The 22,619-nt window shown below is 61.8% G+C and carries 20 protein-coding genes; 8 read left to right on the forward strand and 12 right to left on the reverse strand.

Features of this window, described 5'->3' with window-relative positions:
• Positions 1-60: 60 nt before the first annotated feature.
• Positions 61-1,008 carry an NAD-dependent epimerase/dehydratase family protein gene (locus tag BMY84_RS09280; protein WP_093083302.1) on the forward strand — a complete coding sequence of 316 codons (948 nt, stop codon included), beginning with the start codon at positions 61-63 and terminating at the stop codon, positions 1,006-1,008.
• A gap of 62 nt (positions 1,009-1,070) precedes the next feature.
• Here BMY84_RS09280 and BMY84_RS09285 read toward each other — a convergent pair whose 3' ends face one another.
• Both BMY84_RS09285 and BMY84_RS09290 read right to left on the reverse strand, forming a co-directional pair.
• The gene (locus BMY84_RS09285; RefSeq protein WP_093083303.1) at positions 1,071-2,504 is read right to left on the reverse strand and encodes an aromatic ring-hydroxylating oxygenase subunit alpha; all 1,434 of its coding nucleotides are present in this window, start codon (positions 2,502-2,504) and stop codon (positions 1,071-1,073) included.
• 37 nt (positions 2,505-2,541) lie between these two features.
• A complete protein-coding gene (locus BMY84_RS09290) occupies positions 2,542-3,813 on the reverse strand; it encodes a cytochrome P450 (protein ID WP_177203957.1) in 1,272 nt (423 codons plus the stop codon).
• A gap of 132 nt (positions 3,814-3,945) precedes the next feature.
• Between BMY84_RS09290 and BMY84_RS09295 the strand changes: the two genes are divergently transcribed.
• Positions 3,946-4,596 carry a TetR/AcrR family transcriptional regulator gene (locus BMY84_RS09295; RefSeq protein ID WP_177185113.1) on the forward strand — a complete coding sequence of 217 codons (651 nt, stop codon included), beginning with the start codon at positions 3,946-3,948 and terminating at the stop codon, positions 4,594-4,596.
• 42 nt (positions 4,597-4,638) lie between these two features.
• Here BMY84_RS09295 and BMY84_RS09300 read toward each other — a convergent pair whose 3' ends face one another.
• From BMY84_RS09300 to BMY84_RS09325, 6 genes are all read right to left on the reverse strand, one after another.
• Entirely contained in the window at positions 4,639-6,969 is a 2,331-nt protein-coding gene (locus tag BMY84_RS09300; RefSeq protein WP_177203958.1) for a TonB-dependent receptor, read from the reverse strand.
• Between the two features lie 169 nt (positions 6,970-7,138).
• The gene (locus BMY84_RS09305) at positions 7,139-8,308 is read right to left on the reverse strand and encodes an acyl-CoA dehydrogenase family protein (RefSeq protein WP_093083308.1); all 1,170 of its coding nucleotides are present in this window, start codon (positions 8,306-8,308) and stop codon (positions 7,139-7,141) included.
• Positions 8,301-9,197, reverse strand: a complete 897-nt coding sequence (locus BMY84_RS09310; RefSeq protein ID WP_093083309.1) for an HpcH/HpaI aldolase/citrate lyase family protein — start codon at positions 9,195-9,197, stop codon at positions 8,301-8,303. The genes BMY84_RS09305 and BMY84_RS09310 overlap by 8 nt, the downstream gene beginning before the upstream one ends.
• Positions 9,194-9,652 carry a MaoC family dehydratase gene (locus BMY84_RS09315; RefSeq protein WP_093083311.1) on the reverse strand — a complete coding sequence of 153 codons (459 nt, stop codon included), beginning with the start codon at positions 9,650-9,652 and terminating at the stop codon, positions 9,194-9,196. The genes BMY84_RS09310 and BMY84_RS09315 overlap by 4 nt, the downstream gene beginning before the upstream one ends.
• A complete protein-coding gene (locus BMY84_RS09320) occupies positions 9,652-10,848 on the reverse strand; it encodes an acetyl-CoA acetyltransferase (protein ID WP_093083312.1) in 1,197 nt (398 codons plus the stop codon). Before BMY84_RS09320 ends, BMY84_RS09315 begins: the two co-directional genes overlap by 1 nt.
• 12 nt (positions 10,849-10,860) lie before the next feature.
• On the reverse strand, positions 10,861-12,300 hold the full coding sequence (locus BMY84_RS09325) for a 3-oxoacyl-[acyl-carrier-protein] synthase III C-terminal domain-containing protein (RefSeq protein ID WP_093083314.1): 1,440 nt from the start codon (positions 12,298-12,300) through the stop codon (positions 10,861-10,863).
• Between the two features lie 179 nt (positions 12,301-12,479).
• Here BMY84_RS09325 and BMY84_RS09330 point away from each other — a divergent pair, with 179 nt between their 5' ends.
• Positions 12,480-12,773 (forward strand): Rieske (2Fe-2S) protein, encoded by a 294-nt coding sequence (locus BMY84_RS09330; protein ID WP_177203959.1) that lies wholly within the window; start codon positions 12,480-12,482, stop codon positions 12,771-12,773.
• Between the two features lie 10 nt (positions 12,774-12,783).
• Here BMY84_RS09330 and BMY84_RS09335 read toward each other — a convergent pair whose 3' ends face one another.
• Complete coding sequence (locus tag BMY84_RS09335) at positions 12,784-13,542, reverse strand: SDR family NAD(P)-dependent oxidoreductase (protein ID WP_093083317.1); 759 nt, start codon at positions 13,540-13,542, stop codon at positions 12,784-12,786.
• 17 nt (positions 13,543-13,559) lie between these two features.
• Positions 13,560-14,846, reverse strand: coding sequence for a hypothetical protein (locus tag BMY84_RS09340; RefSeq protein ID WP_177203960.1), 1,287 nt, complete (start codon positions 14,844-14,846; stop codon positions 13,560-13,562).
• Between the two features lie 156 nt (positions 14,847-15,002).
• Between BMY84_RS09340 and BMY84_RS09345 the strand changes: the two genes are divergently transcribed.
• Together BMY84_RS09345 and BMY84_RS09350 are read left to right on the forward strand one after the other, a co-directional pair.
• Positions 15,003-16,307 (forward strand): MFS transporter, encoded by a 1,305-nt coding sequence (locus BMY84_RS09345; RefSeq protein WP_177203961.1) that lies wholly within the window; start codon positions 15,003-15,005, stop codon positions 16,305-16,307.
• A 52-nt stretch (positions 16,308-16,359) separates the two neighbouring features.
• Complete coding sequence (locus BMY84_RS09350) at positions 16,360-17,586, forward strand: MFS transporter (protein WP_177203962.1); 1,227 nt, start codon at positions 16,360-16,362, stop codon at positions 17,584-17,586.
• A 6-nt stretch (positions 17,587-17,592) separates the two neighbouring features.
• Here BMY84_RS09350 and BMY84_RS09355 read toward each other — a convergent pair whose 3' ends face one another.
• Together BMY84_RS09355 and BMY84_RS09360 are read right to left on the reverse strand one after the other, a co-directional pair.
• On the reverse strand, positions 17,593-18,432 hold the full coding sequence (locus tag BMY84_RS09355) for an oxidoreductase (RefSeq protein ID WP_093083323.1): 840 nt from the start codon (positions 18,430-18,432) through the stop codon (positions 17,593-17,595).
• Positions 18,433-18,487: 55 nt separating this feature from the next.
• A complete protein-coding gene (locus tag BMY84_RS09360) occupies positions 18,488-19,495 on the reverse strand; it encodes a hypothetical protein (RefSeq protein ID WP_093083325.1) in 1,008 nt (335 codons plus the stop codon).
• Positions 19,496-19,776: 281 nt separating this feature from the next.
• On the opposite strand from BMY84_RS09360, the gene BMY84_RS09365 reads away from it, so the two are divergent.
• The 3 genes from BMY84_RS09365 to BMY84_RS09375 all read left to right on the forward strand — a co-directional run bounded on the left by BMY84_RS09365 (position 19,777) and on the right by BMY84_RS09375 (position 22,601).
• Positions 19,777-20,007 carry a biotin/lipoyl-containing protein gene (locus tag BMY84_RS09365; protein ID WP_093018807.1) on the forward strand — a complete coding sequence of 77 codons (231 nt, stop codon included), beginning with the start codon at positions 19,777-19,779 and terminating at the stop codon, positions 20,005-20,007.
• Positions 20,008-20,068: 61 nt separating this feature from the next.
• Positions 20,069-21,001, forward strand: coding sequence for a BKACE family enzyme (locus tag BMY84_RS09370; protein ID WP_093083326.1), 933 nt, complete (start codon positions 20,069-20,071; stop codon positions 20,999-21,001).
• On the forward strand, positions 20,988-22,601 hold the full coding sequence (locus tag BMY84_RS09375) for a class I adenylate-forming enzyme family protein (RefSeq protein ID WP_093083328.1): 1,614 nt from the start codon (positions 20,988-20,990) through the stop codon (positions 22,599-22,601). The genes BMY84_RS09370 and BMY84_RS09375 overlap by 14 nt, the downstream gene beginning before the upstream one ends.
• The last annotated feature ends 18 nt before the right edge of the window (positions 22,602-22,619 follow it).

A 22,619-nucleotide genomic window follows, 5' to 3' on the forward strand; every position in this document is an offset into this window, starting at 1 on the left:
ACTGAACCCCACCCTTGCGGCCTGTCCGCCCCCATAGCCATCGCCACGGAGGTCTGATCCATGAAGATCATCATCTTCGGCGCGACCGGCTATCTGGGGCGGCACATCGTCGCCAATCTGACCGCCCATGGTCACGAATTGTCGGGCTTTTCCCGCAACGCCGCCAATGACGCAACCTTGCAGGCCATGGGTGCGCGCGCCGTGCGCGGCGACCTGGCCCAGATCGACTCGATCCCGGCGATGCTGGAAGGGCAGGATGTCGTCATCTTCGCCGCCCAGCTGATGCTGGAGCATGAGAAGCAGGTTACACAGACCATCGTCGATCACTTCGAAGGCAGCGGCAAGACCTTCATTTTCACCAGCGGCACCAGCCTGATGTCGATCCCGACCGGCGGCTTGTGGGATGAACGCAGCTTTGCCGAGGATGAACCCTTCGAGCCCAAGCGCCAGATCGCGCCCCGCCTGATCAACGAAGCCATCGCCCGCGACTCCGCGCAAAGGGGCGTGCGCGCTATGGTGATCCGTCCGTCGCTCATCTGGGGCAATGGCGGCAGCCAGATCATCGCCGATCTCTATCATTCGGCGCGCACGACTGGCGCGGTCTGCCATATCGGGCGTGGCCTCAACGTCTATTCCAACATCCATGTCGAGGAACTGGCCGAGATCTATCGCCTCGCCATCGAGAAGGGCGAGGCCGGCGCGCTCTACTTCGCGGTATCGGGCGAGGTTGCCTATGGCGTGATGGCGCAGCGGATCGCCCAGCATCTGGGCGTGCCAACCCGCTCCGTCTCGGTCGAGGAGGCGTGTGAGATCTGGGACAAGGGGCTGGGCAAGATCATCCTGCAATCCAACAGTCGCCAGCGTTGTCCGCGCACCCGCACGCAACTGGGCTGGTCGCCGCGCGAGGACCGCGTCGACATATTGGAGGATTGTCTGCACCCCGATTATGCCGCCGCGACCGAACGCGCCGCCCCCTCCTGGGTCGCGCCACGCAAGGCGGCGTCCTGACGGCATAAAAAGACGGCGCCGGATCGCTCCGGCGCCGCAGCCCCCTTATTCGGTAACAGGCATCAGGCGCGTTTACGCGCCTGCCCTTCTTCAATCGCGGCCAAGATCACCTTATTCCACTGCTGAATGATCGATTCCTGATAGGCCCCCAGGAAGGTGGTGGGGTTTTCGATATTGGCCGAATGCGCGCCGCGCTGCACACGCGGCAAATTGCTGCAATCCTGATCGAAGATATAGGCGAGGAAGCCGAAGCTCTCCTGCATGGTCGCAAAGATCGACTCGTCCGGGCCAATATCCACGCGGGGCGCGGCGGCCGGTCGCGCTTCGCCTTCGCCGACCGGATAGAGCATGCGCACCTCGAAGTAGCTCTTGTTCGGGTCGGTCGCGTGCGGCCAGAACTGGTAGGTGAAGGGCACTGCCTCCGACAGCCAGAAGCAGCAATGCGGGTAGAAGAAATAGAGCAGGGAATCGAGCAGGATGGCGTCCGGCAACTCGGTATCCTTGCCATGTTTCGCTCGATATGCGTCGCGAATCCAATCCGCCACCTGCGCGCGCAAATCCTTATCCGGGTCCAGCACCGTCACCGGGTAGCCGGGATAATGCCAGTCGCCGGTGGTTTGCAGAAACATCTGCGCCGATGCGACCGGATCGGTATCGGCCGGCGCATGCGCCGACGGGATGGCCGAATAGGTCGAATTGCGGCCAATATAGCTGCCTTTGGTTTCCCAGACATCATATTTGCCCTGCGCGTCACCGGCGAAGGGCACCGCTTCGGGATGCGTCGCATAAAGGTGATAGGCTTCCTGAAACGCCTCCTGCGCCACCTTCCAGTTGCAATCCATCTCGCGGCGGAAATGGCCATAGGTGTAGCGATTGGCGTAATCGAACTCTTTGAAATGATCGGGGATCAGGCCCAGCGCATCCTGAAGCGACGGCGCCTCCTTGTCGGCATTGATGAACAGGAACCCGCCCCAGCGCTCCAGCCGTACTTCGGGCAGACCGCCATTATTGGGCGTGATTTCCTTGAAATCCCAATGGCTCGGAATGCGCTTCAGCTTCCCGCCATTCTGCCATTCCCAGCCATGATAGGGACAGCGGATCGACGCCGCATTTTCCTTCTGCGAACAGAGTTCGGTGCCGCGATGCGGGCAGCTATTATAATAGGCCTTATACTCGTCCGGCGATGCATGGACGATCATATAGGACCGCCGACCGACATTCACCGGCATGCGATCGCCGACATTGGGCAGATCCTCGTCCCGGCCGATATAGAGCCAGCTTTTCTCCCAGACATGCTCCTGCTCCAGCGCAGCGATGGCGGGATCGATATAGATATTATGGTCGAAACGTCGGCTATCCGGCTCGATCGTGCCGTCTATGTGCAGCGACACATGATCGGGGAAGAATGTCTCCTTATTCCACACTTCCTGCGTGACCGGCCGTTCCTTGGTGCCATAGCCGCGGGTAATTTCCGATTTGCGTACAATCGTCGCCATGATCGATCATCCTGTTCCTATGATTATGCTGTAAGTTTTATGCGTTTGCGGCGCGGTATCCGATCTGCAGGCTGGTGATCCCGCGATGCAGCAGGCCGGGCCAATAATCGGTGTCGCTGCCATCCAGGACGCGAATATCATGCAACCGCGCAAGCAGCGCCGGCAGGGCAATGGCCAGTTCCTTGCGCGCCAGCATCTGCCCCAGGCAGCGATGCACGCCCGGCGCACCGAAGGCGACATGATTGCGCGCTTCCTTGCGAGTGATATCGAACCGGTCCGGCTCCGGGAAACGCGCGGGATCGCGATTGGCCGCGTCAAAGCGCAGCAACACCGGCGCGCCTTCCGGGATGAAGGTGCCCGCCAGTTCGGTGTCGCGTGTGGCGATCCGCCACATCGACGTCGCCGGCGTTTCGTAGCGCAACAACTCCTCCACCGCATTGGCTATCAGCGACGGGTCGGCGCGCAGCATCTCCATCTGCTCGGGATGCCGCAGCAATTGCACCAGCCCGCTCATGAGCGTGTTGCGCGTCGTTTCATTGCCCGCCACGGCAATTTCCAACGTCAGCGCCGTCGCTTCATCGTCATTGAGCGGCGGGATACCGTCGACTCCTACATGAACCAGATTGGAAATCAGGTCGTCCGCCGGTTCGGCGCGACGCAGCGCCAGCCGTTCGCGAATGAAGCGGATGAACGCTACTACCTGCTTCGCCGCCTCGACCTCCTGCGCCATTGTTCCCATGCGGCTGACCAGCAGGATGGCAGCGTCCGACCATTGGCGCACCAGATGCCAATGATCGCGGTCCAGCCCCAATATGTCGGCAATGACATAGGTGGGCAGCAGCACGGCGAATTCATTGACGAAATCCGCCTCATGCTTGGCGGCCATATCATCCAGCAACTGCGTCACGATCCGTTCGATCAGCGGTTGCAGATTGGCGATGCGGCCATGGGCGAACACGGCGTTCACCAGCGCGCGATAGCGTTTGTGATCGGGGTCGTCGGACACCAGCAACAGGCCGGAACCGGCCTTCCCGGCCTCCGCCAATATCGCCAGCGCCTCATGATTATCCATGTTCGGCCGGTTGGTCAGATGCCCCATCTGCGACGAGAAATCCTCGGCCCGCTTGGTCGCTTCCGACACGGCGGCGAAGCTGGTGACGAGATAGGCGTCCATACCACCGGGCACGCGCGCCTTCACCACCGGCCCCTGCTCCCGCAATGTCGCCAGCGCCTCATGCGGATAGGCCAGCAGCGGCGGGGCGGTAAAATCAAAACTGGCTGGGGAATCGAGCGTATCGGTCGCCGTCACATCTTCTCTCCGGGTACATGATTGCCATCCCATCCTAAAAAGGCATAGAAGCAACATACATTCTTTATCGAATGTATGTACAAGCAGCGGAGCCTTGTAAAGGGGAACCGAACAGGGCATGCCGGAAAGCTGATGGCGACACGCACGACGATCGAGAAGAACGGGACAAGGAAGACAGGCCGAATCCGCCGTTCGCAGGAAGAGCGCAGCGCAACCTCGCGCGCCGGCCTGCTCGACAGCGCCATCCGCCTGATGCGCGAGCGCGGCATCGCCGCCACCAGCATGAGCGAGATCGCGGCCGATGCCAATCTGACGCGCGGCGCCATCCAGCATCATTTCAGCAGCCGGGAAGAACTGATCCTGGCCGCCGTGCGCGAACTGGACGACCGGCTGTCGCAGGCGTTCGAACGCTATAGCGTGCCCGATGGCGTGCGGGGCATCGACCGCGTTGCCGCCCTATTCGATCAGGTGACGGCGCTGACCGTCTCGCCCGACGCCATCGCCGTCTATGATCTGCTAAGCGCCAGCCGTGGCGATCCCGCGCTCAAGGATCGGACGTTGGAATTGCAGCGTCCGCTGACCCAGCAGTTCCGGGAGTTCTGGCGCCGCAATCTGGACGGCCATATCCCCGCGCCGCTGATCGAAACCAGCCTGGAAATCACCCTGATGATGAGCGAAGGCGCGGCAATGGCGCAATTGCTCAGTCAGACATCCGACACCATCGGCCGGACCATGGCCGACACCCGCACCATGCTGCTGGAATTTGTCCGCGTCCGCCTCTGATCGATAGAAAGGGAGCGCCCGAAAGCGCTCCCTCCCCCTATTTCAGAACTTATATCCCGCCGTCAGACCGAAGGAACGCGGTTCACCCGGCGTTAGCACCGATGCGTTGGACGTCAGCTGATAGGATACATAGGCGTCGTTATTGGTCAGGTTGCGCACCCATAAAGCGACTCGGAACGGGCTGCCTGCGGGCGTGAAGCCGACCTCGCCGCCCAGCTTGAACTCCTTGGTGGAGAAGAGATAGGTGGGGTCGAAATAGAGGCGCGAGGCATAATAGGCATTCACCGTCGCATCGATCTTGCCCCAATCATGCTCATGCTCGTAATTCAGTGCGATATTGCCGGTGAATTTGGGCGTCTTGAACAGGCGCTTGTTCTTTAGATCCACCAGTTCGCCGTTGACGAAGCCACCATAGGTGCCCGGCGGCAACGCAACCTGTGCACCCGGAAAACGGTCATAACGCGCGCGGGGAATATAGGACGCGCCCGCCCGCAGGCTGAAATCATCGTTCAGGGTCAGCGTGCCTTCCGCATCGAAGCCGTAAATGGTGGCGCTGGCGGCGTTCTGGATGGCGATGACCGTGCCACCGGCACCCAGGCTGGCCTGCACCTGCACATCGCTATAGTCATAATAGAAAGCCGCCAGGTTGAACGTATAGGCGCCGCTCTTCGCCGTCTTGAAGCCCATTTCATATGCAGTGATCTTTTCCGGCCGCACGCTGGGCAGCGGGTTGGCACTGCCCTGAATATAGGCGGCATTGCCCCCCGGGATCAGGCCCGATTTGAAGCCTTTCGACCATGTCGCATAAATGTTGGTGCGATCGGCGATTTCGTACATCAATGATATGCGCGGCGTCCAGGCATCGTCCTTGATCGGGACCAGCGGCGAAGCCGCCCCGCCGAAGAAGGATGTCGTGCCGCTCTTTTTCTCATCGCTATAGCGGATGCCCGCAACGCCGGTCAGCCGATCGGTGAATTTGAACGTCCCCTCGACAAAGAGGCCGATCGCCTTCGTCTTGATGCCGGTATTATAGGTGAAGATGGACGGATAATTCACCGACAGGTCGCCAGCGGGGAAAGCCCCCGTGGCAAAATCGCTGACCCGCACGTCGACCACCGACGTTCCACGATAATAGTTTGCCCCGGCAACAAAGCTGAAAATGCCGAAATCCTTTGAGGAGAAAAGCAGTTCCTGCTGGAAGGTCTTGTCCAATATCGTGTCGAACGGCGCGACGCAGCCAACCCCCGCCCCGACATTGGCGATTTCCAGACAATCGGGCGAATAGGTCGCATCGGAATCGACATATTCCCGACTGCGCGCGCGCGACCACGCCGCGGTCGACGTAAACTGCCCCATATCCAGATCCCATTTGATCCGCATGCTGGCGCCGCGCCCTTCAACGGAGGCATTGGGCCGGAGCGCATCATAGGCATATTGCCAGGGCCGCTTGCCCACGATGTAATTATAGGGATTGCCATTGGCGTCGTTCAGTTGCGCCGGTCCCGTCGCCGTGCCGCCATATTGCACGACGCCGATCTGGCCGCGATCGGACTCCCATTCGTTCCAATATCCCGACAACAGCACATCCAGATTGTCGGTCGGCGTCAGGCGCAGTTTGCCGCGCAGCAGCTTGTCCTCCAGATACATCATGCGATCGCTGCCGAATGCCTGCCGCACGCTATCTGACACCTGCGAATAGGCGACATTGCGCCCATATCCGTTGCTCTTGCGATAGGAGAAGGCCAGGCTGGCCGCCAGCAAATCTTCCACGATCGGCCCGGAGACAAAGCCTTTGAACGACAGGTCATAGGCCGACCGGCTTGACCCCGCACCGTCATAATAGCCGGTTGTGACATCGACCTTCCCCGCAACGTCATTGCCCGGTTCCCTGGTCGAAATGCGGATAGCGCCGCCGGTTGCGTTACGCCCGAAAAGCGTGCCCTGCGGCCCCTTCAGCACTTCGATCTGCTCGACATCGGGCAGCGACAGGATCGACCCGGCGAAGCTGGAAACATAGACATTGTCGAGATAGATGGCGATCGGATTTTCCGCGCCCGCCGTGACGACCGTAGTGGAAATGCCGCGCAGCGACGGGTTGAGGAAGCTGCTCTGCTGCTGGAAGACAAGCCCCGGCGTCAGTTGCTGAAGGCCGCGACTATCGGTTACGCCCGCCCGCGCCAGTTGCTCGGCGGACTGCACTGCCACTGTCAGCGGCACCTCCTCCAACCTTTGTTCGCGGCGCTGCGCCGTCACGATGATGTCGGCCTGCTGGCGGGCGGCGCTGCCGGCCCCATCCTCCTGCGCCATCGCCACATGATTCAATTGCGCAATCGCAATGAGCGATGCGCACAACAACAGCCTGTTGCTCGTCATGCCAATCCTCTCCCCATGTCGCGCCGCATTCGGGCGCTCTTCTTTTGTCAACGGGATGTACGGATCGGCTATGCACTCACCCTGCCGTCCGCACGCCATATGGTTAGCGTGCTTACCGCAATGAGTAAAGACATACATTCATGTTTGAATGTAAATTACAGGCAGGTCATCACTTCTTGAACAGGTCGCGCCCGATGATCTGCTTCATCACCTCGGCGGCGCCGCCCGCGATGCGGACGATGCGTGCGTCGACATAGGCACGGGCGATCGGATATTCGGTCATATAGCCATAGCCGCCAAAGAATTGCAGGCATTGATCAACGACCTTCACATGCAGGTTGGTGACGACCAGCTTCACCTTGGCCGCTTCCACCCCGGTCAGTTCTCCGGCCAGAAAACGCTTGATGCACCAGTCGGTGAAGACACGGGCCGACAGCACTTCGGCCGACAATTCCGCCAGAACGAACTGGGTGTTCTGGAAATCCGCCAGCGTCTGACCAAACATCTTGCGTTCGGACGTATAATCGACCGTCCATTGGATCGCCGCTTCCGCCACGCAGATGCTGCGCACGGCCTGCGTCAGCCGTTCCTGCGCCAGCTTGCCCATCATGATGCCAAAGCCGCCGCCTTCCGTGCCCAGCAGGCGATGGAGCGGCGCGCGGACATCCTCCAGGAAGATTTCCGACGTATCCTGTGCCTTGAGGCCGATCTTCTCCAGATTCCGGCCGCGCTTGAACCCATCCTGATGCGTGTCGACCGCGATCAGGCTGACGCCCTTGGCGCCGGCCGCCGGATCGGTCTTGCAGGCGCAGACCATGACATCGGCAAGCTGGCCGTTGGAAATATAGACCTTCTGCCCATTGAGAACATAATCGTCACCGTCGCGCACGGCCCGCGTGCGGATTTCCTTGACGTCGGACCCGGCGCCCGGCTCGGTCAGGCCCAGCGCGCCGATATACTCGCCCGTCACCATTTTCGGCAGGACGTCCTGCTTCAATTCCTCGGTGCCGGCCGCCAAAATATAAGGCGCGACCATCTCCGAATGCACCATGAAGCCGGGGCCGGTAATGCCCTTCTTCGCCAGTTCCTCGATGATCACGACATTGTAGAGCCAGTCCGCGCCGAAGCCGCCATAGGCCTCCGGAATATTGGGGCAAAGAATGCCGACCTCGCCCGCGCGCTTCCATATCTTGCGGGGGACGACCTCGTCCTTTTCCCATTGATGATGGTTTGGCACCAGTTCTTCGTCGACGAAGCGGGCCACCGTCTCGCGAAATTGCTCATGCTCGGCGGAGAATATGCCCCGGCCGCCATCATTGCGCAGCAGCGGGTCAGCCATGACGCGCCTCATGCATGGCAAGCGTACGTTGCGCCTGTTTCAGGTGCGGAATATCCAGCATCTTTCCGTCCAGTCCCAAAGTCCCCGAATCCGGGTTGGCGGCGAACAAATCGACCACCCGGCGGGCAAAATCCACCTCCGCCGGCGATGGCGAGAAGCTCTCATTGATGATGTCGACCTGCGCCGGATGGATGGCCACGCGCCCCGAAAAGCCTTCCGCCCGCGCCGCCATGCAGGATGCGTGCAAGCCATCGGGATCGCGAAAATCGACGTACAGCGTATCGACCGCTTCCACGCCTGCGGCATGTGCGCCGAGCAGACAGAGGGAACGAACCATCTTGTAGGTCAGTGTCCATTGCCCGCTCTCGTCGGTATTGCCACTCGCCCCGACGGCGGAACTCAGATCCTCCGCCCCCCAGGTCAGGCCATAGAGGCGGTCGAGGCCCGCTCCTGCATAGTCGCCCAGCCGGAAGGGCGAAATCGCCGTCTCCGTCGCCACCGGCAAAATGCGGATTGATCCCACTTCGATCCCGGCCGCCGTTTCCAGGGCAGACAGATAATGGCTGACCTGCGCCACATCCTGCGGCCCATTCACCTTGGGCAACATGATGCCATCGGGGGTGGCCGAAACGATCGCGGCCAGATCCTCCAGCGTCCAGGGCGTATCGAGCGGGTTCACCCGCACCCAATATTGCGCCTTGCGCTGGCTCTTTGGCCGTTCCTTGATGAACGCTGGCACCATTTCGCGCGCCACCGGCTTGCGCGCCACGGCCACGGCATCCTCCAGATCGAAGATGAAGGCGTCAGCGGCTGTGCCATCGACCTTCCCCATCTTCTTCTCGCTGTCCCCCGGAATGAACAGGAAGGACCGGATCGGCAGGTCGCTCATGCGTCCACCGGCTGCTTAAGCTGCAATCCCGACCGCTTGCAACTGGCGACCAGCTCATCCTTTTGATTGAACGCCTGATGCAGGAAAGTGACGATGCCCGCTTCCGGCCGCGATTTGGACTCCCGCAGTTCGATAACCTCGGTCACGACATGGATGGTGTCGCCCGCGAACAGCGGATTGGGAAAGCGCACCTCGTCCCAGCCCAGATTGGCGACCGCCGTACCCAGCGTCGTATCGCCCACCGAAATGCCGACCATCAGGCCCAGCGTGAAGGCCGAATTCATCAGCGGGCGCCCGAACGGCGTCCCCTTCATATATTCGGCGTCGATGTGCAACTGCGCCGGATTATGCGTCAGCGTCGACATCAACAGATTGTCGGTTTCCGTCAGTGTACGGCGGATCGGGTGATGAAACACCTGCCCGACTTCCAATGCATCAAACCAGACACCAGCCATTATGCGAGCCCCAGAACAGAGATGGCCGCGATCCCCTGATAGGGAACACCGCCCAGATTATGCGTCACGCCGATCGACGGCGACGACATTTGCCGTTCGCCCGCCCGGCCGAGCAATTGATTGTAGATTTCATAGGCCATGCGCAGCCCCGATGCGCCGATCGGATGGCCGAAGCATTTGAGGCCGCCGTCGATCTGGCACGGCATGGCGCCATCGCGATCATAGCGCCCGTCGAGAATATCGAACACCGCTCGACCATCGTCGGAAAAGCCCAGATCCTCCATCGTCACTAGTTCGGTGATCGAGAAGCAATCATGTACTTCGCTCAGATGCACCTGGCTGCGCGGATCGGTGATGCCCGCTTCCTTATAGGCCCGCGCGGCGGCCGCACGGGTCGTCGCGACATAGCTGCCGTCCCACGCATTGGTCTGCGTCTCGCGCCCCGAACTCGTCGCCAGTTGCAGCGCCTTGATCGTCACCAGATCACTCTTGCCCAGCGCTCTCGCAATCTCGGGCGTCGTCACGATGGCGCAGGCCGATCCGTCCGACACGCCCGAACAGTCGAACAAGCCCAGCGGATCGGAAATCATCGGCGCGTTCATGATGGTTTCCATCGACACCGCCTTCTGGAAATGCGCCTTGGGGCTATATTGCCCATTCTGATGGCTCTTCCACGACACATGGCTGATCGCGCGCTTCAGATCTTCCTTCGACGTGCCATATTTGGACCGATAATAGGGCGCCAATTGCGCAAAGCCCGCCGGCGCCGATCCCATCGGCATCCACATATCGTTGAACGTGCCTTTGAACGGTGGGGGCAGTCCGCCAAAGCCGGTATCCTTCAGCTTTTCCGCACCGATGGCGAGCGCGATGTCAGCCGCGCCGCTAGCCACCGCATAGGTCGCGCCGCGCAGCGCCTCCGTTCCGGTGGCACACATATTCTCGACGCGGCTGACCGGTATGCCCTCCAGCCGCAGCGCCATGGCCGCAGGAATGGAGGAGTTGCCGACATTGATGCCATCCCCCCAGCAGCCGAACCAGGCCGCGTCGATCTGCTTGCGCTCGATCCCCGCATCCGCCAGCGCTTCCTCGAACGCTTCCTTCATCAGGTCGGGCGATCCCGCATCCCAACGCTCGCCGAACTTGGAGCATCCCATGCCCAATATGGCGACCTTGTCCTTGATCCCTGTTGCCATGGCTCTTGCTCCTCAGGCCGCGCCCAGCGGCGTCGATTTCCAGAAATAACGGTTATAGCCGCGCTGCCGGTCCTTTTCCTTGATGCGGTAGACCATCCGCAGCTTTGCGCCGGTATCGATCCCCTCCTTGCCGATATCGACCATCTCCATCAGTACCCGCGCGCCGCTGTCGAACCGGACGAAGCCGACCCACAAGGGCGGGGAGGGATGATAGGATAGCCAGTCGGCGGTGGAGGTCAGCACCTCCGCCTGCTCATCGCGCAGCGACACATCGCTGAACCCTTCGGCCGACGCATGGCATTGCACGCAATATTGCAGCTGCGGGAACTGCACCGTCCCGCAGCTGCCGCACTTGCCGGCATTGAACCCTTCCAACTGGCCGGCAGAGCGATATTGTTCGGTCAGCGCCGTCTTGGCGCTCTTTTCCGATCGCATGCCCCATTCCGCTTCCAGCCCGCCATAGAAGGACAGGAGCCGCAAATAGCTGTCGGTCGGCAGGGCGTCGGCAATGCAACCGGCGACGCCCCGCGCCGGTTGGGCATTGCCGATCGCGTCCGTTACCTCGAAAATCAGGGCATCGGCGCCCTGCCCGAAGCCGACCAGCAATATGCGCTCGCCCGGCTTCGCCTTTTCCAGCGTTGCCGCCAGCATCAGCAGCGCATGCGCCGCGCCGGCATAGCCCACCCCATCTTCCAGCCCGCCAGCGACAGCGCCAGCAAATTTCACCTTCTTCGCGACGGCATCTGCCGCACCCTTCAGATAGGATGGCATGACGAAATGCTGGATATCGGCAATGTCGATCTGCGCATCGGCCAAAGCCGCCCGGATCGCCGCCGGGGCGATCTTGGCATAGCCTTCATCGCGCACCCACCGCTCTTCCCAAACATAGTCGCTGCTTGCATCGTCCGACCGGAAATGGTCGACAAAGACGCTGTTGATGCTGGCCGACCCAATCAGCCGCGCCACCACATCCTGATCCGACAGGAGGAAGGCTGCCGCCCCCGCGCCAAAGCTCAGCTCCTGCCCACTGGCTGGCTTGCCGAACGGATTGTCGGCCGCGATCACCAGTTCCGGTCGTCCCCCTTTCAACGCCTGCAACAGCGCCGACGTGCCTGCCCGCTGCGACCCGGAGGCGTCCGATGTGGCGATGGTCGATGGCGCGCCGATCGCCCCGGCGACGATGGCGGCGTTCTGAAGATCGGCATAGGGCAGATTGGTCGATGCCAACCGCAGCCCGTCGATGCCCGCCAGATCGCCCGATCCCGCGGCATCGCGCGCCGCCTCCACCGCCATGGTGATGGCATCCTCATCCCAACTGGTGAAGGCGCGGCTGCCCTTGGCCTGCCCCTTCAAACCCGGCGCCATCCACGCATGAGCAGCGGCGATGATCGACCGTTCGATCCGAAGGCGGGGAACATAGGCGCCAAAGCGCGCAATACCGATATCCGTCATGCACCTCACCTGCTTGGGGCCATGGCCCCTTTTCTGGTTGCGTCGGGCGGCATTACGCCGCGGAGAGGCCATCGCCTCTCGATTGATAAAGATTTAGTGCGCTATAGTACTTTATGCAAGTGACTTATTATCGGCCCTGTCCTATTATGCGGGGACAAGACAGGAAGGGAGAGGTTCGGATGCGGATTCCGCTGGCGCAATTGCCTGCCAATGGCACGCATATCGTGGAATGTGATGGCCGCCGCGTGCTGCTGTGCCGCAGCCAGAAGGGCATTCACGCCATGGCGGAAATGTGCCCGCACCAGAAACTCTCGCTAGATGGCGGGCGAGTGCGCGGCGATTTCATCATGTGCCCGCATCATGGCGCCCGTTTCAATCTGGAGGACGGGCGATCGCTGTCACCCCTGACGACGAACGGCCTGACCCTCTACCCGGTCCGGATCGACGGCGACATGATAGAGGTCGACTGCTGATCGCGGCGCATCATTGCGCCAGCGCACCGCCATCAACGGCCAGCGCATGGGCGGTGACGAAGCTCGCCCGGTCGGAGCAAAGCCACAAGACGGCCTCCCCCACTTCTTCCGGGCGCGCCATCCGGCCCATTGGCGCCAGATTCTCCAGCGTAGCGCGCACCTCCGGCCCCTGCTGCATCACCTCGCGCACCATATTGGTCATGGTAACGCCCGGCAGCACCGCATTGACACGTATGCCGTCGCGCGCATGGCGCAAGGCGACACTCTTGGTCAGGCCGATCACGGCATGTTTGCTGGCGGTATAGGCTGGCTGCGACGGCGCCACCGAAGCGACCAGACCCGCGACCGACGCCGTATTGACGATCGCCCCGCGCCCCTGCGGCACCATATGCCGTAACTGCGCTTTGATGCACTGCATCATCCCGCGCACATTGATGGCGAACGTCCGGTCAAAGGCATCATCGTCCCACAGCGCATCGGCGGGATGGCAGATGCCAGCATTGTTGAACGCACAGTCCAGACCGCCAAATTGCGCCACCGTCGCATCGACCATGCGCCGTACCTCTGCCGCATCGGAGATATCGCCGGGCAGGAAGATCGCCTCGCCACCCAATTGCCGGAGTTCGGCAAGCGCATTCTCGCCTGCGTCCCTGTCAAAATCGACAATGGCAACCCGTGCGCCGCGCTGGACGAACAATATGGCCGTGGCCAGTCCGATGCCATTCGCCCCGCCCGTGATGAATATGGACTTGCCTTCAAACTCGCGCATATCGCCCTCCTCTCCCGTCACGCTGCAAAACGCCTGATCGCCGCGCCCATGTCATGGCGGCGCCACAGCCACAGAAACACTGTCATCAGATGCAATTGCGCGCGCGGGATGAAGGCGTCACGGATGCGCGGATCATAGCGGTCGGCCAGCGACGCATGATCGGCAATTTCCGCGGCGATCAGGGCCGGCGCGTCCAGCATCCACGCGACGCCCAGCAATGCCGTCGCGATCAGCACGCATCGGTCGAACAATTCTGCATCGACTGTCGGGCCACCCAAAGCCGCGAGCCGTTCCAGCAGCAACGCACGCAAATGCGCGTCATGCCGATCCAGAAAGTCCGTTTCCGCCGCACAGACCATGCCGAAATAGGATTGGGCGATATTGGCCTGCCCCACACCGCCCCAGTCCAGCTGCCCGGATTGCAGGACACCCGCCTGATCCCGCCAGAACCAGGCATTGTCCGGGTTCATGTTCCAATGGGCCAGCGCCACCAGATCGGACTGCCCGTGCAGGAAAGCCCAAAGCGCCTCCTCCTTTTCCAGGACGGCGGGGGCATCCGCGCAAAAGGCATCGAGGACATCGGGATCGGTCAGTTCCGGCGGCAATAGCTGGGGCGCCTCGCGCGCGAAGGCACGCAACGCGGCCAGCTTTTCCGCCAATCCTGCCCGATCGAAAGGGATGACCTTCACCATCGCCGGGCTGTCCGGCTGGAAAGGAAACTGGCGCTCGACCGCATCGCCAAACTGCCCCGACCGATGGAAGGCCGCCAACGCCGCAATCGCCCGTGTCTGCGCCTCATAATAAGGCAGCGGATCAGCGATCTGATAGTCGAGGCATTTTTCCAGCGCCGGTTCGACCCCTTCTGCCCCATAGGGCACACGCTCGGTGATCAGCAGGCCGGTCTTGTCCGCCACGCTATAGTCGCCGAACAGGCACCATGGCACCCGCACCGGAAAATCGGTCCGGCGCGACAACATGGCGAAGCGTACTTCCGGGTCCATCACTGGAGAAAATAGCTCGCGCAGCGGGTCCCCAAATTCCCGCGTGAACTTGGCGAACAGACGAGTCGGCAAATCCGGTGCCGCATGCGCATAGCGCACATCGATCTCCATCTTGCGCCCCATGCCGCCGCCGAAAAATTCGCGCTTATGGGTGATCTCCGTCACGACATTGTCCGGCCCGATCGCTCCCGATGCGCGAAACAGCCGGGTCAGATGCCCCGGCGCATCTTCCAGCAGCACGTCGACGCTGGCCGGAAAGGCCGCGCCGACATGGTCGCCCTCGACCAGTTTGGGAAATCCCATCCTCTCACCTCATTCCGCCCGTCTTGCCGGGCATTGCCTCTTTGTGCCGACTATCCGCGATGGATGTTTACACGTCAATTATCGTATTGCTATTTATCATTCGCTGGCGAACTTATTGACTCGATAAGCATGAGGCGACCGGGAGAGGATAAATATATGCAAAACAGGCCATGGTATGCCGTCCTGCTACTCGCCGCCCTCTACGTCATCTCCTATGTCGATCGCCTGATCCTGACCCTGCTGGTCGATCCGATGAAGGCGGATCTCGGCATCAGCGACCTTCAGGTCGGCCTGCTGATCGGCCCGGCTTTCGCCATCCTCTTTTCGGTGATCGGCCTGCCGGTCGCATGGCTGATCGATCGCGGCAACCGCACAAAATATCTGGCAGCCGGGATCATCCTGTGGAGCCTGTCGACCCTGCTTGCCGGCTATGCATCTTCCTTCGCGATGCTGTTCGCTTTGCGGATGGGTCTGGCCGTGGGCGAATCGGTGCTGGCACCCGCCGCCATATCGCTGATCGGCGACCTGTTCCCGCGCGACCGGCGGGCGGCGCCCAGCGCCATCTTCATCGCGGCGGGCACGACCGGCGTGATGCTGGCCTATGTCGTCGGCGCCGCCGCGCTCGATCTGGCCCGCAGCGGCGCCCTTGCCACGCTGCCGCTGATCGGCGCGCTCCCGGCTTGGCGTCAGACATTGGTGCTGATCGCCCTGCCCGGCTTCCTGATCGTGCCTCTGCTCCTCCTCACCGTGCCGGAACCAAAACGCGGGGCGATGGAACAAGCCTCGACAGACGTCACGACATCGGCGGAGGCGACAGAACGCCGTTTCGGCATCTTCCTCAACCGATCGGATGCTGTCCGCTTCTATGGCTGCCTCTTCATCGGCAACGCCATATTGGGCACGATGCTCTATGGCGTGCTCGCCTGGTATCCGACCCATCTCATCCGCAGCCAGAATATCGCGCCAGCGCAGGCCGGCTATCTCTTCTCCACCGCGCTGGCGCTCGGCGTCGTGCTGACCATCCTCTTCCCGACCCTGTCCCAGCGCCTTGCCCGATCCGGTCGGCGTGACATTCTCATGCGCATTCCACTGGTCGTCATACCGATTGGCCTCCTGCTGTTCATCGCTGCGCTTCTCCAGCATAGCCTGCTTGGCGCATCGCTACTCATGGGGCTGGGCTTCAGCCTGCTCAGCGCCATCAATGCGCTGCCGTCCATCACGGTCCCGCTCACCGCACCGCCAGCCTTGCGCGGTCGCCTCGTGGCGATGGTCCAGTTCTGCAACAATATCATCAGCCTCAGCCTGGGCGCCTATCTCGTCGCCCTGCTGGCACAGACGCGCTTTCCGGGGCCGGCAGGGCTGGGACAGGCCATGCTGGTCATTGCGCTGATCGCCGGGCCGATTGCCTGGATACTCTATGCCTGCGCCTGGCGCCCCTATCGCCGCGCAACCATCGCCTGACCATTTCATCGGCGAGACCGCACCCGGCGCGCCTATCGGAGAGAGAAACACCATGGCAACGACCGCCGCCCGCAGCGGGCAATCCTTTCAGGGCTGGCGCATGGTCGCCCTGATCTTCGTCATTCTCAACTGCTCCTTGGGTGTCAACTTCGCCGTCTACGGCGCGTTGGTGGACGCGATCCAGACCAGCTTCACCACCAGTCGCGCTCTTGCCGCTGCCGGGCTCAGCATGCTGACGCTCGCGCTCGGCCTGCTGTCGCCTCTCGTGGGCGGACTGATGCGCCGCGTATCGATCCGCACCCTGATGCTGACAGGCATGATGCTCAATGCGCTCGGATTCTTCCTGCTGACGCAAGTCAGCCATATCGGGCTATTGCTTACGATCTACATGCTGCTGATCGGTCCCGGCTTTGCCCTGTCCGGCCCGGTCCCCTGCACCGCCATCATCGCCAACTGGTTCGATAGCGGTCGTGGCAAGGCGCTGGGCATCATCAACATGCCGGTCGGCAACAGCCTGATGCCGTTGCTGGCAGCCGCCATTCTCGCTACCCTTGGCCTGCGGGCTACCTTTTTAGGGCAAGGCATCGTCCTGATCGCCATGCTCCCGCTGATCTGGCTGGTCGTCGATCATCCCGGCCGGATCGGCCAGCATGCGCTCGGCGCCAGCTCCGATCAGGAGAACGAGACGGGGCAGTCCACATCCATGACGGCTGGCCAGATTCTGCGCTCGCCGCCCTTTCTGGTCCTGACGCTGGGCGTATCCTTGCTCAGCGCGGCGGGGCTGGTGATGGTGACCCATATCGTCGCTCTTGCCATGGACCGGGGCGTTGCACTGGCGCCAGCCTCCTTGCTGCTGTCCGCCTTCGGCCTTGCCGGTGTAGTCGGCGCGCCCCTGTTCGGCTGGATCGCGGACCGCATCGGTGGTGGCCGCGCCTTTGCGCTATTGGGCCTCATCCAGATACCCGCCTGGCTTGGCCTGATGGTCGCGGGGAGCGATCTGCCCGCCCTGTTGGGCCTGACCTTCGCGATCGGCCTGTGCTGCAACGCCATCCTGCCCCTTTTCGGGTCGCTAATGGGTAGCTGGCTGGGATCATCCAATGTCGGCCTGGGTATGGGCCTGTGCTATCTGCTGCAAATCCCGTTCATGTTCGGCGCCGGGCCGCTGGCCGGCGCAATGTTCGATCGCTTCGGCGGCTATGGACCAACGATCCTGCTGCATGTCGGCACCTTCGCCCTGATCGGCCTGCTGTTCCTGCTCTACCGACCACGCCCGATATGAAGCGGATCAGTCCGCGGCAAAGTCCGTGCTTTCGCTCAGCGTTCGCCAATCTTCCAATTCCATATGCCGGGCATCCAGCGCGTCCTTGACGATCGCATAGGCATCGCTGCCCAGCACCAGTCTGGTCGGCGGCGTCTGGGCATTCATGGCATCGATGATGGCACGCGCGCCCCTGCGCGGATCGCCGATCTGCGTCCCGCTGGCCGCCGACGCGGCCGCCCGCCGCCGGGCGAGAAAATCATAGTCGGGATGCGGGGCCGATGCATGCATGAGCGAGCGCCCGGAGAAATCCGTGCGAAAATAGCCGGGTTCGACGATCATCACCCCGATACCAAAGCGATCCACCTCTCCGACCAGCGCTTCGGACAAGGCCTCCAGCGCAAATTTCGACGTCGAGTAGAAGGCCGATCCGGCAAAGGATCGAACCCCCGCGATGGACGAGATGTTCACGATAAACCCAGAACCCCGCGCCCGCATATCGGGCAAGGCTGCGCGAATCAGGCGAAGCGGCCCAAAGAAATTGACGTCCATCTGGGTCGCAATCTCTTCGTCGCTGCTTTCCTCGACACCGCCCAGAAATCCATAGCCGGCATTGTTCACCAGCACATCGATACCGCCAAACGCCTTCGCCTGCTCCAGCGCGCCCGCCATACCGACCGGATCGCGAATATCCAGCTGAACCGCCAGCACGCGATCGGGCGCGATCGCCTTCAAATCGTCCAGCGTATCGGGATTGCGCGCGGTGGCGATGACCCGCCCGCCCCGCGCCAATATGACCTGCGCGATCGCCTTGCCAAAGCCGGAGGAGGCTCCGGTGATGAACCAGTTCTTCTCGCCCCATTCCATCAGCGCATCCTCCTCCAACTATTGGGTCGCCCCCGCTCAACCGGCGGGCGGCGGGTCATTCTTCCGGCATGATCCGGCCGTTGACGGTGCGTTCATAGCAACCATAGCCCGGCACCGATCCGTTCAGCCGCAGCTTCACCGACTGTTCCAGCAGGGCAAGCGTGGGCTCATCCGTGTCGGACTTGTACACGCCCACATATTGGTCGTTCGGCGACGTGAGCGAGGAATAGCTATTGCTGCTGTAGCCGACCGTCTCGATATCCAGCCGCCCCTTTTCATAGACGATGCTGAACGAAATCGGCTCCTCGTCGCGTGTGGCATCGTCGCACCGCCAGCCCATTTCCAGCTTGCCCGGATAGAGGCGGTCGCCCTCATAAACCACGGCTTCGGAGAACACGACCTTGCCGTCGCTGCGCGTCATCGCATCGAACAGCAGGAAACTGATGCCATTCTCAAAATAGCCCTGATGCCATTGATGGTTGAGCAGATCCTTATTGTCGCGCGGACCCAGGCTATGGTCCCGATTGGCGATCGTATCGATGTCAAAGCGATCCGCTCCAACCTGCAACCATCCGGTCACGCGCCCGATCTGCTCAATATGGCCGGCGGGCAGGAAGTCCTGCAACCCGCCGACCTTATGCAGATCCCAGATGTCCGCATCAGATTCGAAGGTAAGTTCATAGGTCATGGGCGTGCGCGGCCCTTCCAGCACCAACCCGTCCCGCATCGACTGGGCCGGCACCCGCCGGACGCCGCCTGCATAACTATAGGTCAGCTTGCGGCCCGGTTCGATGATGCGGATGGCATAATGCGGCCCGCCGGGACCGTCCTTGGCGGCCCGGCCATTGCCGATCGCGCGATTGCCCACGACGCTGCCGTCCGGCAAGCGGACGATGGTGGTTTCCCGGAACATGGTCAGGTCTTTGCGCCAGCGGCCAAGATGCAGCCAAAAACCCACGCCTGCCTTGGGATCGTCCCCGGCCAGCAGGAAATTCTCGCTCCAGTTGGGTGTGTCGGGGAAGGCCCCATCCCATGGATAATCGTTGATCGGCGGTGTCGGCATGGCGAAACTCCTGGTCGAAACAGCGGCGAACGATGTCAGCCACAGGGGTTCGACGCGCGAACACAGGGTTCCACCCGCTCCTCTCCAGCTTCCCATCGGATCTTGTGCCGCATTTAGTGGCTGACACCGGCGCGCCTGTCAATATAGTACGTCGGCATACGAATTTGCACTGTCGCGCTCTTGATGACGCAATTTCGCTGGACGCAATCGGTACGCTAGATTACTTCATGGGTCGCATACATACGGTAATCAACAAATGTCGAACTTGGAGAGAGGTTTTCATGGCTACCGAAATCATTCTGCCCAAACTTGGTTTTTCGATGAACGAAGGCCTTCTGTCCGAATGGCTGGTCGCCGATGGCGGCACGGTGACGGCTGGCGAACCGCTGTTCGCGCTGGAAAGCGACAAATCGACTCAGGAGGTTGAAGCGCCGGTCAGCGGCACGCTGAAAATCCTGAAGCAGACCGGCGAAACCTATGAAGTGGGGACCGTTCTGGGCGAAATCATCTGATCGCGCTACGATCCGAACATAGAAACCATAGGGAGAGGCGTGTCAGGCGCCGCACAAGATCATGAAGCGTACCGACAAGGTCATCATCACCTGCGCCGTCACGGGCTCGATCCACACGCCCAGCATGTCCCCCCATCTGCCGATCACGCCGGATCAGATCGCCGCAGATGCCATCGCCGCCGCACAAGCCGGCGCCGCGATGCTCCATCTGCATGCCCGCAATCCGGAAACCGGTCAGCCATCGCAGGACCCGGCCCTGTTCGCGCAATTCCTGCCCCGCATCAAGCAATCGACCGATGCGATCCTGAACATCACCACCGGCGGGGGCCTGGGCATGAGCCTGGACGACCGGCTGGCACCCACCAAGAAATTCAAGCCCGAAGTCTGTTCGATGAATATGGGGTCGGTGAATTTCAACATTTCCGGCGCCGGGGCGAAGATCGACAATTGGCAGCATGACTGGGAGAAACCCTATCTGGACATGACGAAGGATTTCATCCTGTCCAACACCTTCGCCCAGATCGAACGGGCCATGACCGAATTGTCGGACCAGGGCACCCGCTACGAATTCGAATGCTATGATGTCGGACATCTCTACAATCTGGCGCATTTCGTCGATCGCGGGATGTTGAAGCCACCCTTCTTCATTCAGGGCGTGTTCGGCATATTGGGCGGGCTCGGCCCGGACCCGGAAAATGTGATGCACATGAAATCGACCGCAGACCGGTTGTTCGGCGAGGATTATATCTTCTCCGCGCTCGCGGCGGGCAAGCATCAGATGCGCCTCGTCACCCTTTCGGCTCTGCTGGGCGGTTCGGTTCGCGTCGGGCTGGAAGACAGCCTCTATGCGGGCAAGGGCCTGATGGCGACATCCAACGCCGTTCAGGTGGCCAAGATTCGCCGGGTTCTGGAGGAACTGAGCCTCAGCGTCGCGACACCTGCCGAAGCACGGGAGATGATGCAGACGAAGGGGGGAGACAATGTCGCTTTCTGACATTGCCGTCCCGCATGCCGGTGTCGCAGCAGGCTATGCCTTTGCCGAGGGGCCGACGCTGGACGATAGCGGCATGATCCTGCCGTCGGAATATCCCAATATTTACGCGGCGATCACGCCTGACAAGCCGGCCCTGATCTTCGGCCCACATCACTGGACCTATGCGCAACTCGATCGCGGCGTGAATGCCGCCGTGACCTTGCTCGCCGACCATGGGATCGGAGAAGGCGGCCGCCTTGCCTATATGGGCAAAAACAGCGACCTGTTCTTCGTCCTGCTGATCGCGGCCATCCGGGCGGGCGCCGTCATGGTCCCCGTCAACTGGCGCAATACCGCACCCGAAACTCGTTATGTCATTGATGATTCGGCCGTGTCGCTCATCATCGCGGACAGCGCCTTCCTGGACCTGATCGGGGAAGCCAATTCCCAGGGCCTGCCTGTGCTGATCGTCGATCAGGAAGGCCCCGATGGGCTGCGCGCCCGAATCCATGCAGCGCGCGCCGCAGAACGCATCCCACTCGACCCGCATGCCCCGTGCCTGCAACTTTACACCAGCGGCACGACCGGTCGGCCCAAGGGCGTGGTCACATCGCAATATGCTTTCGGTAGCGCCCGGCATATCGAAAATATCTCCGGCTTCTTCGCCGACTGGGGCGATGACGAAATCCTGTTGTCGCCTTTGCCATCTTTTCATATCGGCGGCATGTCCTGGGTCTGCACCGCACTGGTGCGGGGGGCGACCGCCCATGTCATCGCCGATACCAGCCCAGCGGTCATTCTGGACAACTGCCTGGCGCATGGCATCACCCGCACCTTCATCGTCCCGACGCTCGTTAGGGCATTGATCGGTGAAATGGACGCGCGCGGTGTTCGCGTGCCGACATTGCGCGGCATCCATTATGGCGCGGCGTCCATGGACCCGGCCCTGCTGGAACGGTCGGTCGACCGGATCGGCTGCCGCTTCCTGCAATATTATGGCATGACCGAAGTGACGGGCACTATGGCGATCCTGGGACCGGACGAGCATGATGCCAGCAATCCCAATCTGCTGCGATCGGTCGGACGCCCGTTGCCCGGCTTCAGCATCGCCATTCGCGGGCCGGATGCGCAATTGCTGCAAACCAACATGCCGGGTGAAATCTGGGTCAAGGGGCCCAGCCTGCTGATGGAATATTGGAACAAGCCCGAAGCGACGGCCGATGCGCTGATCGACGGCTGGTACCGATCGGGCGATGGCGGCAAGCTGGACGATCATGGTTATCTGTTTCTGACCGACCGGATCAAGGACATGATCGTGTCAGGCGGCGAGAATGTCTATCCGGCCGAAGTGGAATCGGTCCTACGCGATCATCCGGCCATATTGGATTGCGCCGTGTTCGGCCTTCCCCATCCCAAATGGGGCGAGGGCGTCACCGCCGCGCTGGAATTGCGGCCCGGCCATGACGTAGATGCCGAGGAAGTCATCGCCTTTGCCCGCAAATCGCTGGCCGCCTACAAGATCCCGCGCCGGATCGAGACGGGTGTTCCGCTGCCCCGCACCGCATCGGGCAAGGTCCAGCGGGCCATGATCCGCAGGCATTTCATGGATCAGGCCTCATAAATCAGAAGGTGCCAGCCG

Source organism: Sphingobium sp. AP50, assembly GCF_900109095.1.
GTDB lineage: Bacteria > Pseudomonadota > Alphaproteobacteria > Sphingomonadales > Sphingomonadaceae > Sphingobium.